A 17,644-nucleotide genomic window follows, 5' to 3' on the forward strand; every position below is an offset into this window, starting at 1 on the left:
GATGAAAGGGGGAAAGGACAAGTGGTACAGCTAATAATTTGGTTTTCCGTTTATACCGGCATTTTCCTTCTCGGTATGTTCATGATGAAAGCAGGGCTTTATGCTTTATCCGGTCACCGCTTGAAACAATGGTTACTGCGCTTTACAAACACTCCTTTACAAGGATTTCTTACCGGAACGATTATTACCGCATTGTTGCAAAGCAGTACCGCAGTGATGGTCATTACAGTTGGCCTCGTCTCTACCGGCTATTTTACATTTCGACAATCCATCGGTATTATTTTAGGGAGCAACATCGGCTCTACGATCACAACAGAAATTATGACTCTTGACCTTGGAGACAACGTTATTCCGATGCTTTTCATTGGGGCAATTCTCGTGTTTTTCGGGCATTACCGACCTGCTTATAGCATCGGCATGATCTTCGTTGGACTCGCTTCTTTATTTTTTGCCATGAATGGATTTAGTCAACTCGCAAAACCGCTATCTACATATCCCATTGTTGACGAATGGCTGCAAAAAACGAATCATTCTCCTTTCATCGGAATCATGATCGGCATGATCCTTACAGCCATTATTCATTCAAGCGCAGCAACAATTGGGATTTCGATGGGATTTCTGAATGAACATATTCTCACACTTCCAGCTGGCATTGCGATTTTGCTTGGCGCGAATATCGGCACATGTGTAACCGGTCTTCTGGCAAGCATCGGTTCAACGTATGAAGCGAAATTAACCGCTTATACTCACTTATGGTTTAATGTTATCGGAGTCGTGATCTTTTATTTCCTGATCGATCCACTTGCCTTTGCTGCTGTAAAGCTTAGCTCTGCTCCGGACGTACAGTTAGCCCATGTCAGCGTGCTATTTAATGTCATTTGTTCTGTTGCCGCACTGCCATTTGTTCGTTGGATAGAGTCAGCTATATTATTTTTCCATGGCAAACATACTTAATAATTGGAGTTTGCCGTTTTTCCTTCGACGATCGATACGCCGGAGCTTGTCCCAATGCGCGTCGCTCCCGCTTGAATCATCGCCTCTGCGCTTTGTATATCACGGACGCCGCCGGAAGCTTTCACACCGATGTTTGGTCCGACCGTTTTCCTCATAAGTGCGACATCTTCCGGCGTAGCACCACCTGTTGAAAATCCAGTCGATGTTTTCACATAATCCGCACCTGCTTTAACGGCGAGCTGGCAAGCGCGCACTTTTTCTTCTTCGGTAAGCAGACACGCCTCAATAATCACTTTCACAAGCGCTTTCCCTTTTGCCACATCGACGACGGCGCGAATATCGCGTTCGACAAGGTCGTCATTTCCATCTTTAAGCGCGCCGACATTGATAACGATATCGACTTCCGCCGCCCCGTTTTCAATTGCATTTTTTGTTTCAAATGCTTTCGTTTCCGGTGTGTTCGCTCCGAGCGGGAAGCCGATCACCGTACATACTTTCACGTCCGTGCCTTTTAATAGTTCAGCAGCGGTTGCCACCCATGTCGGATTGACACAAACAGAAGCAAACCCGTATTGTTTTGCCTCCTCGCATAGCTTCACAATTTGCGCTTTTGTTGCATCCGCTTTCAATAACGTATGATCAATCATTTTTGCAATGTTATTTTCCATTTTAACAAATCTCCTTTCATTAGCAGCATAGAAGTCTGACATCTATCATCATACCATTATTTTAACAAAAAAACTAGTTTACACAATTTTCTTATTGTAAACAAAAACCCAGCTGCACGAGCTGGGTTATGAGCTTAATTTTACGGATTGTGGGATGTCATCGGTAACAACGCGGACAAATTCCCCTTCATTATACGGATATCCGGCTTTTGTAATTTTCACTTTTACGATTTCCCCAACCATTTCTTCCGTAGCCGGGAATTTCACTTTCAGATAGTTGTCCGTATACCCGATGTACAACCCGCTTTCAGGGTTTTCTTTATCTCGTTCTTCCGGAATGACTTCGAGCACTTGTCCTTCAAACTGCGATGCATATTCTTTTGCAAGCTGGTCGGACAATGCAATTAAACGGTGTACGCGTTCATTTTTTACTTCTTCATCCACTTGGTTTGGCATACGCGCTGCCGGTGTGCCTGTCCGTTTTGAATACGGGAAGACATGAAGTTCGGAAAAACGTTGTTCGCGAATAAAATGGTATGTTTCCATAAATTCTTCTTCCGTCTCGCCAGGAAAACCAACGATCACGTCTGATGTGATCGCAAGTTCCGGGAAGACTTCGCGCAAACGTTGAAGCCGCTCTGCAAAAAATTCGACTGTATATTTGCGGCGCATCCGTTTTAACACCGTATTCGAACCGGATTGAAGCGGAATATGCAAATGACGGACAATTTTATCTGAACGTTGCAACACCTCGATAATTTCGTCTGTAATTTGGCTTGCTTCAATGGACGAAATGCGGAGCCGTTTTAAACCGACAACTTGCTCATCCAAATCGCGGAGCAGCGCGGCGAAGCTATAGTCTTTCAAATCGGTGCCGTAACCGCCTGTATGAATGCCCGTTAACACAATTTCTTTATAACCGGCATCGACTAGCTGCTGTGCCTGGCGAATAACTTCTTTCGGATCACGGGAACGCATTAACCCGCGCGCCCATGGAATGATGCAAAATGTACAGAAGTTATTGCAGCCTTCTTGAATTTTTAACGATGCACGTGTTCTATCCGTAAATTCCGGAACGTCCATTTCTTCAAATACGCGCGTTTTCATAATGTTGCTGACCCCGTTAATCGGCTGGCGTTCGCGTTGGAACCGTTCGATATATTCCAAAATTTTTCCACGATCTTGCGTACCGATCACAATGTCCACACCCGGAATTGCCATCACTTCCGCCGGGGATGTTTGAGCGTAACATCCTGTTACACAAACAACGGCGTCTGGATTTCTTCGAATCGCGCGGCGAATGACTTGCCGGCTTTTTTTATCGCCTGTGTTCGTCACTGTACATGTATTGATAACATATACATCCGCACGGCTGTCAAAATCCTTACGTTCGTAACCGGCTTTTTTAAACAACTGCCAAATTGCTTCTGTCTCATAATGGTTTACTTTACATCCAAGCGTATGAAATGCAACTGTTGGCATTCGTTTTCACCTCACTGTAGTTCAAATTGATACGAAGCAACTGCCAAAAGATAAAGCGGCGCCGTTTCTGTCCGTAAAATCCGCGGCCCAAGGCTACACGAAAAAAAGCCATGATGTTTAAATAGCTCAACTTCTTCATCGGAAAATCCTCCTTCCGGGCCAAACACGGCAAGAAGAGAATGTCCGCGCTTCATTTGCTGAAAAACAGCAGCGAGCGTTTGATGGTTTCCTTGCTTCGCTTCTTCCTCATAAGCAAAAACCCGGTAATCGACCGTCTTTGCAAATTCTATAAGTTCGTGTATCGTCATCGGCGCGTGCACATCAGGAATTTTTCCACGATGTGATTGTTCCGCCGCTTCTTTTGCAATCTTTTTCCAACGCTCCAGCTTTTTATTTGCTTTCTTTGCGTCCCATTTAACAATAGAGCGAGCCGCCACAAAAGGGATAAACGATGAAGCGCCAAGCTCCGTTCCTTTCTGAATAACAAACTCCAGTTTATCCCCTTTCGGCAGCCCGTGAGCAATATAAATTTGAATCGGCAGTTCTGTTTGTTCATCTATCCATTTTACTACACGAACGATCACATGCTCATTGGTAATTTGTTCAATTTTGCACAATACTGCCTTATTGCTAGGAAGAACACAGATCAATTCGCTTCCTTTTTCCATACGCATGACACGGACAATATGATGATAATCATCCCCTTGAATAATAAGACGGTCGTTTTTCACTTGGTCGTCCGAAACAAAATACCGTTGCAAAGCGACACCTTCTTTTCATGCTTTTCTTGCAATAAATGCAATCCAGTCTTCCATCACTAACGTTTCCTCAATAGCAAACCCTGCTTTCATTAACCCTTCTTTTACCTCTTGCTTTTTCGCCTGAATAATTCCCGAGGTGATAAAATATCCGTTCTTTTCAAGAAGACGATACGCATCATCGACAAAGCGCAATATAATTTCTGCTAAAATATTCGCAACAATTACGTTCGCTTGTTCCTCAATATGATCGAGTAAATTATTTTGAGAAACGGTAACAATATGCTGCACTTTATTTAATTTTACATTTAGTCTCGCGCTATCGACAGCAACCGGATCTAAATCAAGTGCACGGACGGATTTTGCTCCGAGCATCGCCGCAGCAATGCTTAAAATTCCCGAACCTGTGCCGACATCAATGACTGTATCACCAGGTTTCATATATTTTTCAAGCGCTTGGATACACATCACTGTCGTTGGATGTGTTCCTGTGCCAAACGCCATGCCTGGGTCCAGCTCAATAATTAACTCATCGCTTGACACCGGTTCATATGTTTCCCATGTTGGAACGATCGTAAATTTCTCTGATATTTTGACAGGATTATAATATTTTTTCCAAGCGGTTGCCCATTCTTCCTCATTCACTTCGCTAATGGTGATTTTATTTTTTCCAATATCAATATCATACAATAATAAATTATTGATCGCCTGTTTAATCGCCTCAACTGTTTCACCAAGAAAGCTATTAACCGGTAAATATGCTTTAATAATTACTCCTTCTTCCGGATAATCGTCTGGATTTAATTCATAAACTTCGCCGAAAGAAGCATCTCGTTCCTTTATTAAATCATTAGGGTCTTCAATGACTACCCCGCCAGCACCTGCTTCGTGCAAAATATTCGAAATCGCCTCCACTGCCTCGTGCGTCGTATGGATACTAATTTCTGACCATTTCATAAAATTCATGATTCCCCTTTAAACGCTTTTTTTACCTTGTCAAAAAAGCGGACGTATGGTCCTTGATGCATGCTTGAACCGCCTAATTGATCAAATTCGCGCAATAATTGCTTTTGTTTTTCTGTCAGTTTTGTCGGCGTCACAACGCGGACAATCACATGTTGGTCGCCATAGCCATAGCCTCGTACATTCGGCACCCCTTTCCCTTTTAAGCGGAATTTTGTTCCTGTTTGAGTGCCTGCTGGTATTTTCAGCTTCACTTTGCCATGAAGCGTCGGCACTTCGATCTCATCACCGAGCGCAGCCTGAGCAAATGTAAGCGGTATTTCACAGTAAATATCATCGCCATCACGCTCAAAAAACTCATGTGGCTCCACATGGAAAACGATATATAAATCTCCCGGAGGTCCGCCGTTAATTCCCGGTTCTCCTTGGCCAGCGACCCGCAATTGTTGTCCATCATCAATTCCAGCTGGGATTTTGACATGGATTTTCTTCCGTTTTTTCACGCGGCCAGTCCCGCCGCATGTTGTGCATTTTTCTTTGATATATTGCCCTGTCCCGCCGCAATATGGGCATGTGCGGCGATTAACGATGCGGCCAAACGGTGTGGACTGCTCTGTGCTGATTTGACCTGTTCCATGACAATATGAACATGTTTCTTTTTTCGTTCCCGGTTTTGCTCCCGTGCCATGGCATGTGTCACACGTTTCTTCCCGTGGAATTTCAATATCCGTTTCTTTTCCAAATGCCGCCTCTTCAAATGTTAATGTCATCGTATATTGTAAATCGGCACCAGCTCTTGGCGCATTTGGATCGCGCCGGCGGCCGCCGCCAAAAAAGGTGCTGAAAATATCCTCGAAACCACCGAAGCCGCTGAAACCGCCAAAGTCAAAATCATCGCTGCGGAACCCGCCGAACCCTTGATTTGGATCCGCATGCCCAAACTGATCGTAATGCGCACGTTTTTGATCATCGCTTAATACTTCATACGCTTCTTTAATTTCTTTGAATTTTTCTGCCGCATCTGGTTCTTTGTTAATATCTGGATGATACTTTTTCGAAAGTTTTCGGTACGCTTTTTTAATCTCTTCTTTTGTCGCGTTTTTGCTCACTCCGAGAATTTCGTAATAATCTCGTTTCGCCATGATGATCATCCACTCCCGATTCACTCACATAAGGGTTATTTTACATTTATCTCTTTTTTATTGCAATAGATTTAACCGGCATCTCCTTATTAGCAAAAAAGTCAAAGCCAAGACAGGCCTGACTTTGACTTTTTTAGATTTATTATTTGTCGTCTTTTACTTCTTCGAATTCTGCATCGACAACATTTTCGTCTTTTTTCTCAGCGCCGCCGGCTCCTGCCTGCTGCTGAGCTTGTGCTTGTTTTGCCGCTTGTTCGTATAGCTTGATGGAAAGCTGCTGTACGATTTCTTGAAGCGCTTCTTTCTTTTTGCGAATGTCATCGATGTCGTTTTTCTCAAGCGCAGCTTTTAACGCGTCTTTTGCTTCTTGCGCTTTTTTCACTTCTGCTTCGTCTACTTTTCCTTCTACCTCTTTTAATGTTTTTTCGGTCGTGAATACTAATTGGTCGGCTTCGTTGCGAAGTTCGGCCGCTTCTTTACGTTTTCTGTCCGCTTCCGCGTTTTCTTCTGCTTCTTTAATCATTCGTTGAATCTCTTCTTCCGAAAGACCGGATGAAGATTTAATCGTAATGGATTGTTCTTTGTTTGTGCCCAAATCTTTCGCGCGAACATGGACAATACCGTTGGCGTCGATGTCAAACGTTACTTCGATTTGCGGTACGCCGCGTGGTGCAGGTGGGATATCTGTTAATTGGAAACGGCCGAGCGTTTTGTTGTCAGCAGCCATCGGACGTTCGCCTTGCAGCACATGAATGTCAACCGTTGTTTGGTTATCGGCTGCCGTAGTGAAAATTTGTGATTTACTTGTTGGAATCGTTGTGTTGCGTTCAATTAATTTTGTAAACACGCCACCCATTGTTTCAATTCCAAGCGATAGCGGCGTTACGTCAAGAAGAACGACGTCTTTTACTTCACCGGCAATGACACCGCCTTGAATCGCCGCGCCGATCGCTACCACTTCGTCTGGGTTAACGCCTTTATGCGGCTCTTTTCCAAGCTCGCGTTTAATCGCTTCTTGTACCGCTGGAATGCGCGTCGAACCGCCGACAAGGATCACTTTATCGATATCCGCAGGCGTCAATCCCGCATCTTGCAACGCTTGACGTACCGGTCCCATTGTCCGTTCAACTAGATGGGCGGATAGCTCTTCAAATTTCGCTCTTGTTAATGTCGTTTCTAAGTGTAATGGCCCCGTTTCATTTGCGCTAATGAACGGCAATGAAATTTGCGTTTGCGTTACGCCGGAAAGTTCTTTTTTCGCTTTTTCCGCAGCATCTTTAAGGCGTTGCAACGCCATTTTGTCTTTGGATAAATCGATGCCGTGTTCTTGTTTGAATTGCTCTACTAAGTAATCGATGATGACTTGGTCAAAATCGTCGCCGCCAAGATGGTTGTCGCCGGCAGTCGCTTTTACTTCAAATACCCCGTCGCCAAGTTCAAGGATCGATACGTCAAACGTACCGCCGCCTAAGTCGTAAACGAGGATCGTTTGATCTTCTTCTTTATCCAAACCGTACGCAAGCGCCGCTGCTGTCGGCTCGTTAATAATCCGTTCTACTTCCAATCCAGCGATGCGCCCTGCGTCTTTTGTCGCTTGGCGTTGCGCATCGTTAAAGTACGCCGGAACGGTAATTACCGCTCTTGTCACTGGTTCGCCTAAATAGTCTTCTGCATATGATTTTAAGTATTGTAGAATAATTGCCGAAATTTCTTGTGGTGTATATTTTTTCCCTTCAATTTCTACCTTATAATCCGTTCCCATATGGCGTTTAATCGAAATGATGGTGTTTGGGTTGGTAATTGCCTGACGTTTGGCGACTTCTCCGACTAAACGTTCGCCGTTTTTAAACGCCACAACAGAAGGAGTGGTTCGGTTTCCTTCTGGGTTTGGAATTACTTTTGGTTCGCCGCCTTCTAGCACAGCGACGCATGAGTTGGTTGTACCTAAGTCAATACCGATAATTTTACTCATAAACATCACCCTCCTACTACTTTATTGGCTTACTTTCACCATTGCTGGACGAATGACACGATCTTTCAGTTTATAACCTTTCTGAAATTCTTCCACAACTGTATTCGGCTCATAATTGCTGTCTTCTACTTGCATCACGGCTTGATGCAAGTTCGGATCAAACGGTTTGCCAACCGCTTCGATCGCTTCTACTCCTTCTTTTTTCAGCGCATCCAACACGGAGCGATACACCATTTCCATTCCTTGCAGAATCGATTTTGCTTGTTCGTTATCAGCCTCTATCTTTAACGCACGCTCAAAGTTGTCCAAAGCAGGCAAAAGATCGCTAACCAAGCTTTGGGCGCGATATTTTTCAGCTGCTTCCATTTCCACTTTTGTACGACGGCGGAAATTTTCAAAATCGGCGTATAAACGAAGATAGCGGTTCTCCATTTCTTTTATTTTCGCTTCTAGTTCCGCAATTTTTGCGTTTGCCGCTGCCAATTCATCGTTTTGCTCTTCTTGTGCTTTTTCTTGCCCTTCTATTTCGATTTCCTCTTGATGTTCATTTACTTCATGTTGCTCTACTTTTTCCTCTTGCGGTTCCGTATTTAACGGTTCCTGTTCGTATGTAGCCTGTTCTTGTGCTGCTTTCTGCTCTTTTTCCATCGGTTTCACCTCCCTTTAAAGCGGCCTATTCTATGTATAAATAGTCACATGGAAAGGATGGATTGTGCAAATCCATCCATTATCCAATATGACCATTGTTAATTGTTTTGATACCATTTTGTCAATGCGGTTGATAAGTCAGAAGCAACACGATTTAAAATGGTAATGACGCGTGAATATTCCATTCGTGTCGGTCCAAGGATGGCGATCGTCCCCAGCTGTTCATTGCCAATCGAATACGTAGCGGTAATGAGGCTGCAGTTTTCCATTCCGCTTAATTGATTTTCCCGGCCGATCGTTACTTGAATTCCTTTTCGATTATGTTTGCGCAACAACCGGTAAAAATCTTTTTCCTGCTCAATCATTTTCATTAGTGAACGGACTTTTTGAATATCGCTAAATTCAGGCTGGTTTAACATATTCGTTGTCCCGGCAAAGAACATTTTTTCTTCTTGCGGTATGTCAAGCGTATCTACAATGGTTTTCAACATGCTGTCATAGTTATGAATATGCGTTCGCAAAACGTCCGCCACTTCTTTATAAATTTTATCTTTCAAATCTACAAGCGGAACCCCGATTAACCGTTCGTTTAAAATATTGACCATTTTTTCGAGGTCAGAAGGGTTTACGGAAGCAGGAACGGTAATCACATGGTTTTCCACATGTCCTGTATCTGTAACAATAATGGCTACAGCTGTTTGTTGATTGAGCGGAATAATTTGAATTCGTTTTAACTTATTCTCTTTCACAGCTGGCCCAAGGGCAATCGATGTATAATTCGTTAAATCAGATAAAATTTGCGCTGATTTTTGGACCACTTTCTCCAGTTCATAAATTCGCTCAGCAAAAATAGATTTGATTTTTTGAATATCTTCCTGTGTCAAACGTTGCGGGGACAACAAATGATCGACATAATAACGATAGCCTTTTTCCGACGGTACCCTGCCTGATGAAACATGCGTTTTTTCAATGTATCCAAGTTCTTCCAAATCAGCCATTTCGTTGCGGATTGTCGCCGAACTTAAAGCAATTTCATGTTTTTTCGATAACGTCCGCGAACCGACAGGCTGTCCCGAACGAATAAAATCATCGATAATGACTTGTAAAATAAGCAATTGGCGATCCGTTAACACGCTCATCACCTCTGTTAGCACTCAAACAGCCCGAGTGCTAAATCTATTATTACAGTATCAAATCCATATGCTAATGTCAATGTTTAGATTCCGCGATAAACGCTTGAAACACCTCGTTTCCTAGCAATTTCCCCCGATGAGTCAATCGAATATGTGTTTGTGTTTCTTCGAGCAGCCCTTTTTGTTTTTCCGCAGCGATCGCTCGGCCAAATACATCATGGACGCTCATCCCAAACTTTTCAAGAAAGCGCTGCTTAGATACTCCTTCCGTTTTCCTTAGCCCCAAAAACATTTCTTCTTCCATTTGTTCCGATACCGTTACATGGTGAACTTCCAAATACGGGAAACCTGTTTCTTGAACTGTCTCAATATATTTATTGATCGGTTTGATATTCGCACGCCGAACGCCGCCTACGTAGCTGTGAGCGCCCGCACCAATTCCATAATATTCTTCATTGTTCCAATACGTTAAGTTATGGCGGCTTTCAAAGAAAGGACGCGCGTAATTACTAATTTCATATTGGTGGTACCCGTGTATTTCCATTTGCCGCATCGCTTCTTCATACATTTGCGCTTCTTCTTCCTCTGTTGGTAATAGCAGTTTTCCTTTTCTCATCAAATTGTAAAAAATGGTTTTCGGTTCAATGATGAGAGAATAAGCAGAAATATGTTGAATGTCAAGAGAAAAGGCGATCTCTAAATCCGCTTGGAACTGTGCTAACGTCTGTTGCGGCAGCCCGTACATTAAATCAATGCTAATATTTTCAAAGCCGATTTCTTTTGCTAAGGCAATCGTTTTCATGACATCCTCATAACGATGAGTCCGTCCAATTGCTTTTAATAATGAATCATCAAACGTTTGAACACCGAAACTTAAGCGATTGACCCCTGCTTCTTTTAACAACTGTAGTTTTTCTTTGGAAAGCTCATTCGGATTTGCCTCAAACGTAAACTCTACTTCATGAATAGAAAAGCGGAAATGCTTATAAATGTTTTGCAGGAAAAAGTCGAGCTGCTTCATTTCTAAAACAGTCGGGGTTCCCCCGCCAACAAACAACGTATCAAGCCGATCCGTTGGAAATGCTTCCACCGTCCATTTCATTTCATTTTCCATTGCTTCTAAATATTCATCGACTGGCTGTCCATGAAAAAATACTTTATTAAAATCGCAGTAATAACATATTTGCGCACAAAACGGAATATGGAAATAAGCTGATTTTACCAAGATAAACATCCTTTCTTAAAAATAAACAAGGCTATCCCAAAAAAGCGAAGAGACAGCCTTGTATACGATCTTCCTTACTTTTTATTATCGTCGATTTTTAAGATCGCCATAAACGCTTCCTGTGGAACTTCCACCGAGCCGATTTGCTTCATTCGTTTCTTTCCTTCTTTTTGTTTCTCAAGAAGCTTTCGTTTCCGTGATACGTCTCCACCGTAACATTTCGCCAAGACGTTTTTGCGCAACGCTTTAATCGTGGAGCGAGCGATAATTTTATTGCCGATTGCTGCTTGCACAGGCACTTCAAACTGTTGCCGAGGGATTACATCTTTCAATTTTTCTACAATCACTTTCCCACGTTCATAAGCAGAATCACGATGAACAATGAAAGAAAGCGCATCAATTTTTTCACCGTTAAGAAGAATATCCATTTTCACGAGTTTCGACGGTTTATAACCAATCAGTTCATAGTCAAACGATGCGTATCCTTTTGTGCTTGATTTTAGTGTATCAAAGAAATCGTACACAATTTCCGACAATGGAATTTCATAAATTAATGTTACTCGTTTTTCATCTAAATATTGCATATCAACAAAGTTGCCGCGTTTTCCTTGGCATAGCTCCATCACTGGCCCGACATAATCGTTCGGCACCATAATGGTTGCTTTTACATACGGCTCCTCGACATGATCGATTTTTTGTGGATCCGGCATATTGGACGGATTGTCCACCTGGACTTCCGTACCATCCGTTAAATATACTTTATATACAACGCTTGGCGCTGTTGTGATTAAATCAATGTTAAATTCGCGTTCAATGCGCTCTTGAATAATTTCCATATGCAATAATCCTAAAAAGCCGCATCGGAAGCCGAACCCAAGCGCTTGCGATGTTTCCGGTTCAAAGTGCAAAGCAGCATCGTTCAATTGCAATTTTTCTAACGCTTCGCGCAAATCGTTATAACGTGCCGTATCAATCGGATACATGCCGCAAAATACCATCGGATTTAGCTTACGGTATCCTGGCAGCGGTTCTGCTGCCGGATTTTCCGCATCGGTAATCGTATCACCGACGCGCGTATCGCTCACATTTTTAATGGACGCAGTTAAAAAGCCGACATCGCCCACCGTTAATTCATCGACCAGCTTCGGTTTCGGTGTAAACACACCGACTTCTGCCACTTCAAATTCTTTGCCTGTCGACATCATTTTAATTTTTTGCCCAGGCTTTACTGTTCCATCCATCACGCGAATATATGCAACTACACCGCGATACGAATCGTACATCGAATCAAAAATAAGCGCTTTTAACGGCGCATCCGGATCACCCGACGGTGCTGGAATTTTCTCAACGATTTGTTCCAAAATCTCTTCGATGCCAATGCCGACCTTCGCAGAGGCAAGTACTGCTTCCGATGCGTCAAGCCCGATTACCTCTTCAATTTCTTGACGAACGCGTTCCGGATCGGCACTTGGCAAGTCAATTTTATTAATAACCGGCAAAATTTCCAAGTTATTATCCAACGCTAAATAAACGTTTGCCAGCGTCTGTGCCTCAATTCCTTGTGCTGCGTCGACGACAAGAATCGCCCCTTCGCAAGCGGCAAGGCTCCGCGACACCTCGTACGTAAAATCGACATGCCCAGGTGTATCGATTAAATGAAAAATATATTCTTCGCCATTTTTTGCTTTATACTTTAACTGAACAGCGTTCAGCTTAATCGTAATTCCGCGCTCCCGTTCCAATTCCATCGAATCTAGCGTTTGTTCTCTCATTTCCCGCTCCGAAAGCGCTCCGGTTTTTTCTAAAATGCGGTCTGCTAACGTCGATTTTCCATGATCTATATGAGCGATAATGGAAAAGTTGCGAACTCGATCGCGTCGTTTTAATCTCTCTTCCCGATTCATCATTTTCTCACTCCCACTATTTCCCGAAACTACACTAGCTTTGATTATAGCAACACAACAAGCAAGATTCAATGACATAGTTTTGCAAACTTTCATGATGATAAAGAAAAAACATTGGCGAAAATTTGTACTATTCCGCCAATGTTCTCACGCCATCTTTCTATTTATTTTTGATCACATAGAAACATGCCGATAACACGCTGTTTTCCTATCATTTTTCGAAAAAGGAAAGCACCTGTTCCATCAATGATCTTACCGCTCCGGCAAATTGTTTGCCAAGCTCGGAAAACAGATTGAATGTTTTCATATTTTCAATTTTTTCTTTCTTTTCTTGCAAATCTTCCGCCATCACTTTGTTTCCTAATACGGATGCTTCTACTTCTCCGTTTTTGCCTTTTGAAATATGAAATACAGAAGGCAGCGATGAATCATCATATCCTCTCATCTTTTGCAATCCTTCATTTGCCTGCTCCATGCCGAGCAACACTCCAAAAAAAAGAATCATCACCGCTAAAAAAAATTTAACCGTAAATTTAACCATACCACTCCGCTCCTTTACCGTTTTTCTGCCGGTGCGGGTGCTTGAACTTTTTGCGCTTGCCAATAATATTCGCTAAAAACATCGGCAACAGCAGATACAGACCGGAATAGCTCTTCAAACGTATTGTCGACTCCACCAAACTCAATTAAAATCGCATTTTCCGATAAATCTTGATTAAACTTTCCGTTCGTTTCCGCTCCTTTTTTTTCGATAATCCCGCGGCTCAGCCCAGGATATTTCTTTTGCAGCAAATGGTGGAGCTGTGTGGCAAGCTGCAAATTTTTTTCGTACTTCGCGTTTTCCCCTCCGATAATAAACGCAACGCGGGCATAATCCACTCCATTAATCGTAACGGTCGTATATTTCCGTCTTCGTGAATCACGGTGAATATCGATCAAATATTGCAAATCATGATTGCGGCTCATTGCTTCGACAACTGTTTTTCTAGACATATCGTACGCTTGGTAATATTTCATGCCTTTTTTCTGCAGCTCTCCTACAATATCAATGGTGCTTACTTCCGCTCCAATTCCTCGTTTTTCCATCTCTTCCGCTAGTTTTTCCCCCACTTTTGTGACGTTTACCGTACGATGGAACGCTAAATCAGGATCTGTAACTCCTTTTAAGGCAGGCAAGTACGATTCACGTGTATGTGTATGATAAATATATACAACTTTTTTTCCTCCTGTCGTTTGGGACGGTGGAGGAATTTGTTTTTCATTATTCTTTTTGTCTGCTTCTTCCAAGTTCTCTAAAGAAGCTTGCCGTTCTGCTAGCATTACCTCCAGCGGCGGAGCAGATTCGTACGGCATGTTTGTATAATCCGTCCCTTCCCCTGCTACGATAATTTTGCTGTCATACAGCGCAAATCCCGGGAGCTCGCCGCCAAGCAAACTGCGCGGGTCGTCGGGGTTGATGCTTGTGGCCATGCGAAACAATAATGCTGAATAATTCGGCTTTTGCCGCTCCTTTGGCAACAGTTGCGAAAAATAATGATTTTCAAAACTAAATAAATGAATAAACGTTTCTTGTGAAAAATGGTTCGTCATATTGTTGACAGAGGAAGAAGAAATGCGGTATTCCGGTTTTAATGACGTAATCGCTCCTACTAGCATAAACATCATCATACATCCTAATACCGCTAAAATAATCACTTTTTTTAGACTCGCACCTTGTACCGTAACCATCATTTGCGGAGAACGCCACTTTTTCATGTTCTCACCCTTTCCCAGCTTGTCTACTAATTTAACGTATGGGCAAGCCGGGAAAGATAGAACTTCTTTTTTCTCTATTTTATTTCATTAATGTGTATAAGAACCGGTATTATCTTGATCAATTTGTTCATGCAATGCAGCATTTAATCCGCTCGCTAATAAATTTGCCATATCTTCAATAAACATATCGACTTCTTTCGGAGTAACCATTAAATTATGACCGAGTGGAGAAAGCACTTCATAAATGAGTCTGCGTTTTTCTTCTTCCTCTAATGTGCCGATTATGCCAAGAAATGTCGAACGTTGCTCCGTTGATGGCATATCTTCCTCTGTAAGCCTCTTTTTCTTGCCAAACGTCCATCCCGCTGGAGCGAGAGCACTAGACGGCCGCTTCCCTTCACGCATTTCCCTTCCAAAATGTTTTAAAATAAAATCGATCGTATCACTTGTAATCGATACAGCATCGACAACCGTTGGAACACCGATAGAAATAACAGGAATACCTAACGTTTCTTTACTTAATTCTTTTCGTTTATTCCCTACACCTGAACCTGGATGAATTCCCGTATCAGAAATTTGAATCGTTGCGTTGACCCGTTCAATCGATCGTGCCGCTAACGCATCAATGACGATCACAAAATCTGGTTTTGTTTTTTCCACAATTCCGTGAATAATATCGCTTGTTTCAATCCCTGTCGTCCCCATCACACCTGGAGCAATCGCGCTTACTGGACGAAATCCTTCTTCTACGCTCTCCGGCTGAAGATGAAATAAATGTCTTGTAATAAGTAGATTTTCCACCGTTAGCGGACCTAACGCATCCGGTGTCACATTCGAATTACCTAATCCTACAACAAGGCAGCTTGATTCTTTTCTAATGTCCAATTTTCGTAAAAATGCGTTGAACTCTTTTGCAAATATATCTTGTACTTTCTGTTGCAACTCCGTATTATGTTCACGAATTCCTTGTGCTTCAATGGTTAAATAATTTCCCGGTTTTTTACCAATCGATTTTGCTCCTTCTTCCGTTACTTCTACATGCGACAATTTAATCCCGTCTATTTCGCGATCGTGAATAATGACTCCTTCAATAGGGGAAGCGCTTTCCCTTTTTTGTTGGAGACGCTCTTCCACAGCTATTTCATGAGCTTCGATCGCTAAATCGGTTCGTACCGAATACATGCTTAAATCGATTGAGCGGTTCATATCGTTCCTCCTAAAACGTATCATTTTTCCTTTATTTTCACCGCTTTTTGCATTTTCCATTCGTTTTGCGCAAACATTTTCGCAATCAGTAAAGTATTTTTGCTTGAATACTCTTGCATAATTTAACCTCGTTTGATAGAATAACACTTGTTCTTACATGTCCTAATAACGGAAATGATCAACCAAGGACAGAGATGGCAAGATGACGGAGGTGAGAGAACGTGGCAAACATTAAATCTGCAATTAAACGTGCAAAAACAAGTGAAAAACGTCGCGCTCATAACGCTTCAATGAGATCTGCAATGCGTACGGCGATCAAAAAATTTGAAGCGTTTGTTGAATTAAAAGATGTGGAAAAAGCTCAAGAAGCATTCATCATTGCTTCCAAAAAATTAGACAAAGCAGTAACAAAAGGTCTTATTCATAAAAACACAGCAAGTCGCAAAAAATCCCGCTTAGCGAAAAAACTGAACAGCATTATTGCATCTTAAGAAAAACGACCTGGCAGCAGGTCGTTTTTCTTATTCTGATAAAATTGTCTCATTGGATATTGTTTGTGATCCCTTCATTCCATCTCATCAACAATAGCTCCATAACAAGCTGCCTGTCCATTGTTCCGCTCTTCATTTTATAGTCAGCCTCAGCAATTTGCCTCATCACTGTCGTAAGCTCTTCTTCCGAAAACAGTGCCGCTTGTCCCATGGCAAGTTTAATCCGAAACGGATGCACATTTAAGATGGAAGCAATTTGTTGTTGCCCATATCCTTTTGCCGCAAGCCATTTCACTTGATATAAAAGACGAAATTGACCGGCAAGAAGCGACAAAATTTTCAGCGGCTCTTCATTATTCTCCAGCAAGTCATAAAATACTTGCAGTGCATCATCGATTTGCCGTTTCGTCACTTTCTCCACTAATACAAACACATTTTGCTCCAACGTACGCGATACAAGCTTTTCGACGGTCTCTTGCTGAATCATTCCGCCTGGCCCAACGAACAAAATGAGCTTGTCCAATTCGTTCGCAAGTGTCATTAAATTCGTTCCTGCCAGCTTTAACAAAGTGTCAATCGCATGTTCTTCCACCATTACACTACTTTGTCCTGCTCTTTCTACAATCCATTCGCGCAGCTCTTTTTCGGCAAGCGGAGATGCGACAAAAACTTCCGCATGTTCCTTCATTAGCTTTGTTATTTTTTTGCGTTCATCTAGTTTTTCATACGGTCCAACGAAGACGACAATCGAAAAAGGGGAAGGGGACATTATGTACGATTCTAATTTTTTTAAGTCATGCTCCACTTCTTTTTCTTTCTCCGCTGTAAAAAAATAAGGATTTTTAATAAGAATCACTCGTTTTTCCCCTAAAAACGGAAATGTTTCCGCATCTTCTAGCGCAGTTTGCACAGGAGTATCTTCGCAATCGTACACAGATACATTAAATTCCCGCTCTTCTTCCGTTAATACCGTACGAACGAGAAGTTCATACGTTTCCGTTAATAAAAATGATTCGGTTCCATATAATAAATAAAGGGAAGACAAACGCCGTTTTTTAATTTTTCCCCAAAAGTCCACCACCATATTTCTCTTCTCCATTCTGTCTGCAGTCTTTCTATGTTGAAAAGATACAACGTTTTTCTTATTTTTACAAGGGAATCGGTTAGCGGGAAAACCGATTCCCCTTTATATAAACGTTGACAAATAAGTCCTAGGACCTTATTTGTCAACGGGTTATCTTTATCTTTTCCCGGTCGCAAAAAAGTATTTGTGTTAACTGTTGTCAATGAAGGAAATGAATAAGGAGGATATAGATTTTTTTTTTTTTTTCGTCTATACTAAA

The 17,644-nt window shown here is 42.2% G+C and carries 16 protein-coding genes; 2 read left to right on the forward strand and 14 right to left on the reverse strand.

The genetic code is table 11. The features are described from left to right. The first annotated feature begins 21 nt into the window (after positions 1-21). Positions 22-954, forward strand: a complete 933-nt coding sequence (locus DCC82_RS13240) for a Na/Pi symporter (protein WP_097354756.1) — start codon at positions 22-24, stop codon at positions 952-954. Here the strand turns inward: DCC82_RS13240 and deoC are convergent. From deoC to gpr, 13 genes are all read right to left on the reverse strand, one after another. Beyond that, positions 951-1,622 (reverse strand): deoxyribose-phosphate aldolase, encoded by a 672-nt coding sequence (gene deoC, locus DCC82_RS13245; RefSeq protein WP_097354757.1) that lies wholly within the window; start codon positions 1,620-1,622, stop codon positions 951-953. The genes DCC82_RS13240 and deoC overlap by 4 nt on opposite strands. Before the next feature lie 126 nt (positions 1,623-1,748). Continuing rightward, the gene (gene mtaB, locus DCC82_RS13250) at positions 1,749-3,104 is read right to left on the reverse strand and encodes a tRNA (N(6)-L-threonylcarbamoyladenosine(37)-C(2))-methylthiotransferase MtaB (protein ID WP_015864543.1); all 1,356 of its coding nucleotides are present in this window, start codon (positions 3,102-3,104) and stop codon (positions 1,749-1,751) included. 11 nt (positions 3,105-3,115) lie between these two features. Beyond that, positions 3,116-3,865, reverse strand: a complete 750-nt coding sequence (locus DCC82_RS13255; protein WP_015864544.1) for a 16S rRNA (uracil(1498)-N(3))-methyltransferase — start codon at positions 3,863-3,865, stop codon at positions 3,116-3,118. Between the two features lie 15 nt (positions 3,866-3,880). Continuing rightward, positions 3,881-4,819 carry a 50S ribosomal protein L11 methyltransferase gene (prmA, locus tag DCC82_RS13260; protein WP_041269945.1) on the reverse strand — a complete coding sequence of 313 codons (939 nt, stop codon included), beginning with the start codon at positions 4,817-4,819 and terminating at the stop codon, positions 3,881-3,883. A gap of 5 nt (positions 4,820-4,824) precedes the next feature. Continuing rightward, on the reverse strand, positions 4,825-5,967 hold the full coding sequence (gene dnaJ, locus DCC82_RS13265; protein WP_097354758.1) for a molecular chaperone DnaJ: 1,143 nt from the start codon (positions 5,965-5,967) through the stop codon (positions 4,825-4,827). A 142-nt stretch (positions 5,968-6,109) separates the two neighbouring features. Further along, positions 6,110-7,939 (reverse strand): molecular chaperone DnaK, encoded by a 1,830-nt coding sequence (gene dnaK / locus DCC82_RS13270; protein WP_097354759.1) that lies wholly within the window; start codon positions 7,937-7,939, stop codon positions 6,110-6,112. A 21-nt stretch (positions 7,940-7,960) separates the two neighbouring features. Continuing rightward, positions 7,961-8,587: a nucleotide exchange factor GrpE gene (grpE, locus tag DCC82_RS13275; RefSeq protein ID WP_062677202.1), complete on the reverse strand. Its 627-nt coding sequence runs from the start codon at positions 8,585-8,587 to the stop codon at positions 7,961-7,963. 98 nt (positions 8,588-8,685) lie between these two features. After that, positions 8,686-9,720, reverse strand: a complete 1,035-nt coding sequence (gene hrcA / locus DCC82_RS13280; protein ID WP_015864549.1) for a heat-inducible transcriptional repressor HrcA — start codon at positions 9,718-9,720, stop codon at positions 8,686-8,688. Positions 9,721-9,796: 76 nt separating this feature from the next. Then, on the reverse strand, positions 9,797-10,945 hold the full coding sequence (gene hemW, locus DCC82_RS13285; RefSeq protein ID WP_097354760.1) for a radical SAM family heme chaperone HemW: 1,149 nt from the start codon (positions 10,943-10,945) through the stop codon (positions 9,797-9,799). A 74-nt stretch (positions 10,946-11,019) separates the two neighbouring features. Next, the gene (gene lepA / locus DCC82_RS13290; protein ID WP_097354761.1) at positions 11,020-12,852 is read right to left on the reverse strand and encodes a translation elongation factor 4; all 1,833 of its coding nucleotides are present in this window, start codon (positions 12,850-12,852) and stop codon (positions 11,020-11,022) included. Positions 12,853-13,060: 208 nt separating this feature from the next. Further along, positions 13,061-13,390 carry a YqxA family protein gene (locus DCC82_RS13295; protein WP_015864552.1) on the reverse strand — a complete coding sequence of 110 codons (330 nt, stop codon included), beginning with the start codon at positions 13,388-13,390 and terminating at the stop codon, positions 13,061-13,063. A 14-nt stretch (positions 13,391-13,404) separates the two neighbouring features. Beyond that, entirely contained in the window at positions 13,405-14,604 is a 1,200-nt protein-coding gene (spoIIP, locus tag DCC82_RS13300; protein ID WP_015864553.1) for a stage II sporulation protein P, read from the reverse strand. An 87-nt stretch (positions 14,605-14,691) separates the two neighbouring features. Beyond that, positions 14,692-15,810: a GPR endopeptidase gene (gene gpr, locus DCC82_RS13305; RefSeq protein ID WP_015864554.1), complete on the reverse strand. Its 1,119-nt coding sequence runs from the start codon at positions 15,808-15,810 to the stop codon at positions 14,692-14,694. A gap of 221 nt (positions 15,811-16,031) precedes the next feature. Here gpr and rpsT point away from each other — a divergent pair, with 221 nt between their 5' ends. Further along, positions 16,032-16,301 carry a 30S ribosomal protein S20 gene (rpsT, locus tag DCC82_RS13310; protein ID WP_015864556.1) on the forward strand — a complete coding sequence of 90 codons (270 nt, stop codon included), beginning with the start codon at positions 16,032-16,034 and terminating at the stop codon, positions 16,299-16,301. A gap of 49 nt (positions 16,302-16,350) precedes the next feature. Here rpsT and holA read toward each other — a convergent pair whose 3' ends face one another. Then, a complete protein-coding gene (gene holA / locus DCC82_RS13315; protein WP_097354762.1) occupies positions 16,351-17,385 on the reverse strand; it encodes a DNA polymerase III subunit delta in 1,035 nt (344 codons plus the stop codon). Positions 17,386-17,644 lie beyond the last annotated feature (259 nt).

The sequence above is a fragment of the Geobacillus sp. LYN3 genome (assembly GCF_003064505.1).
Taxonomy (GTDB): Bacteria; Bacillota; Bacilli; order Bacillales; family Anoxybacillaceae; genus Parageobacillus_B; species Parageobacillus_B toebii.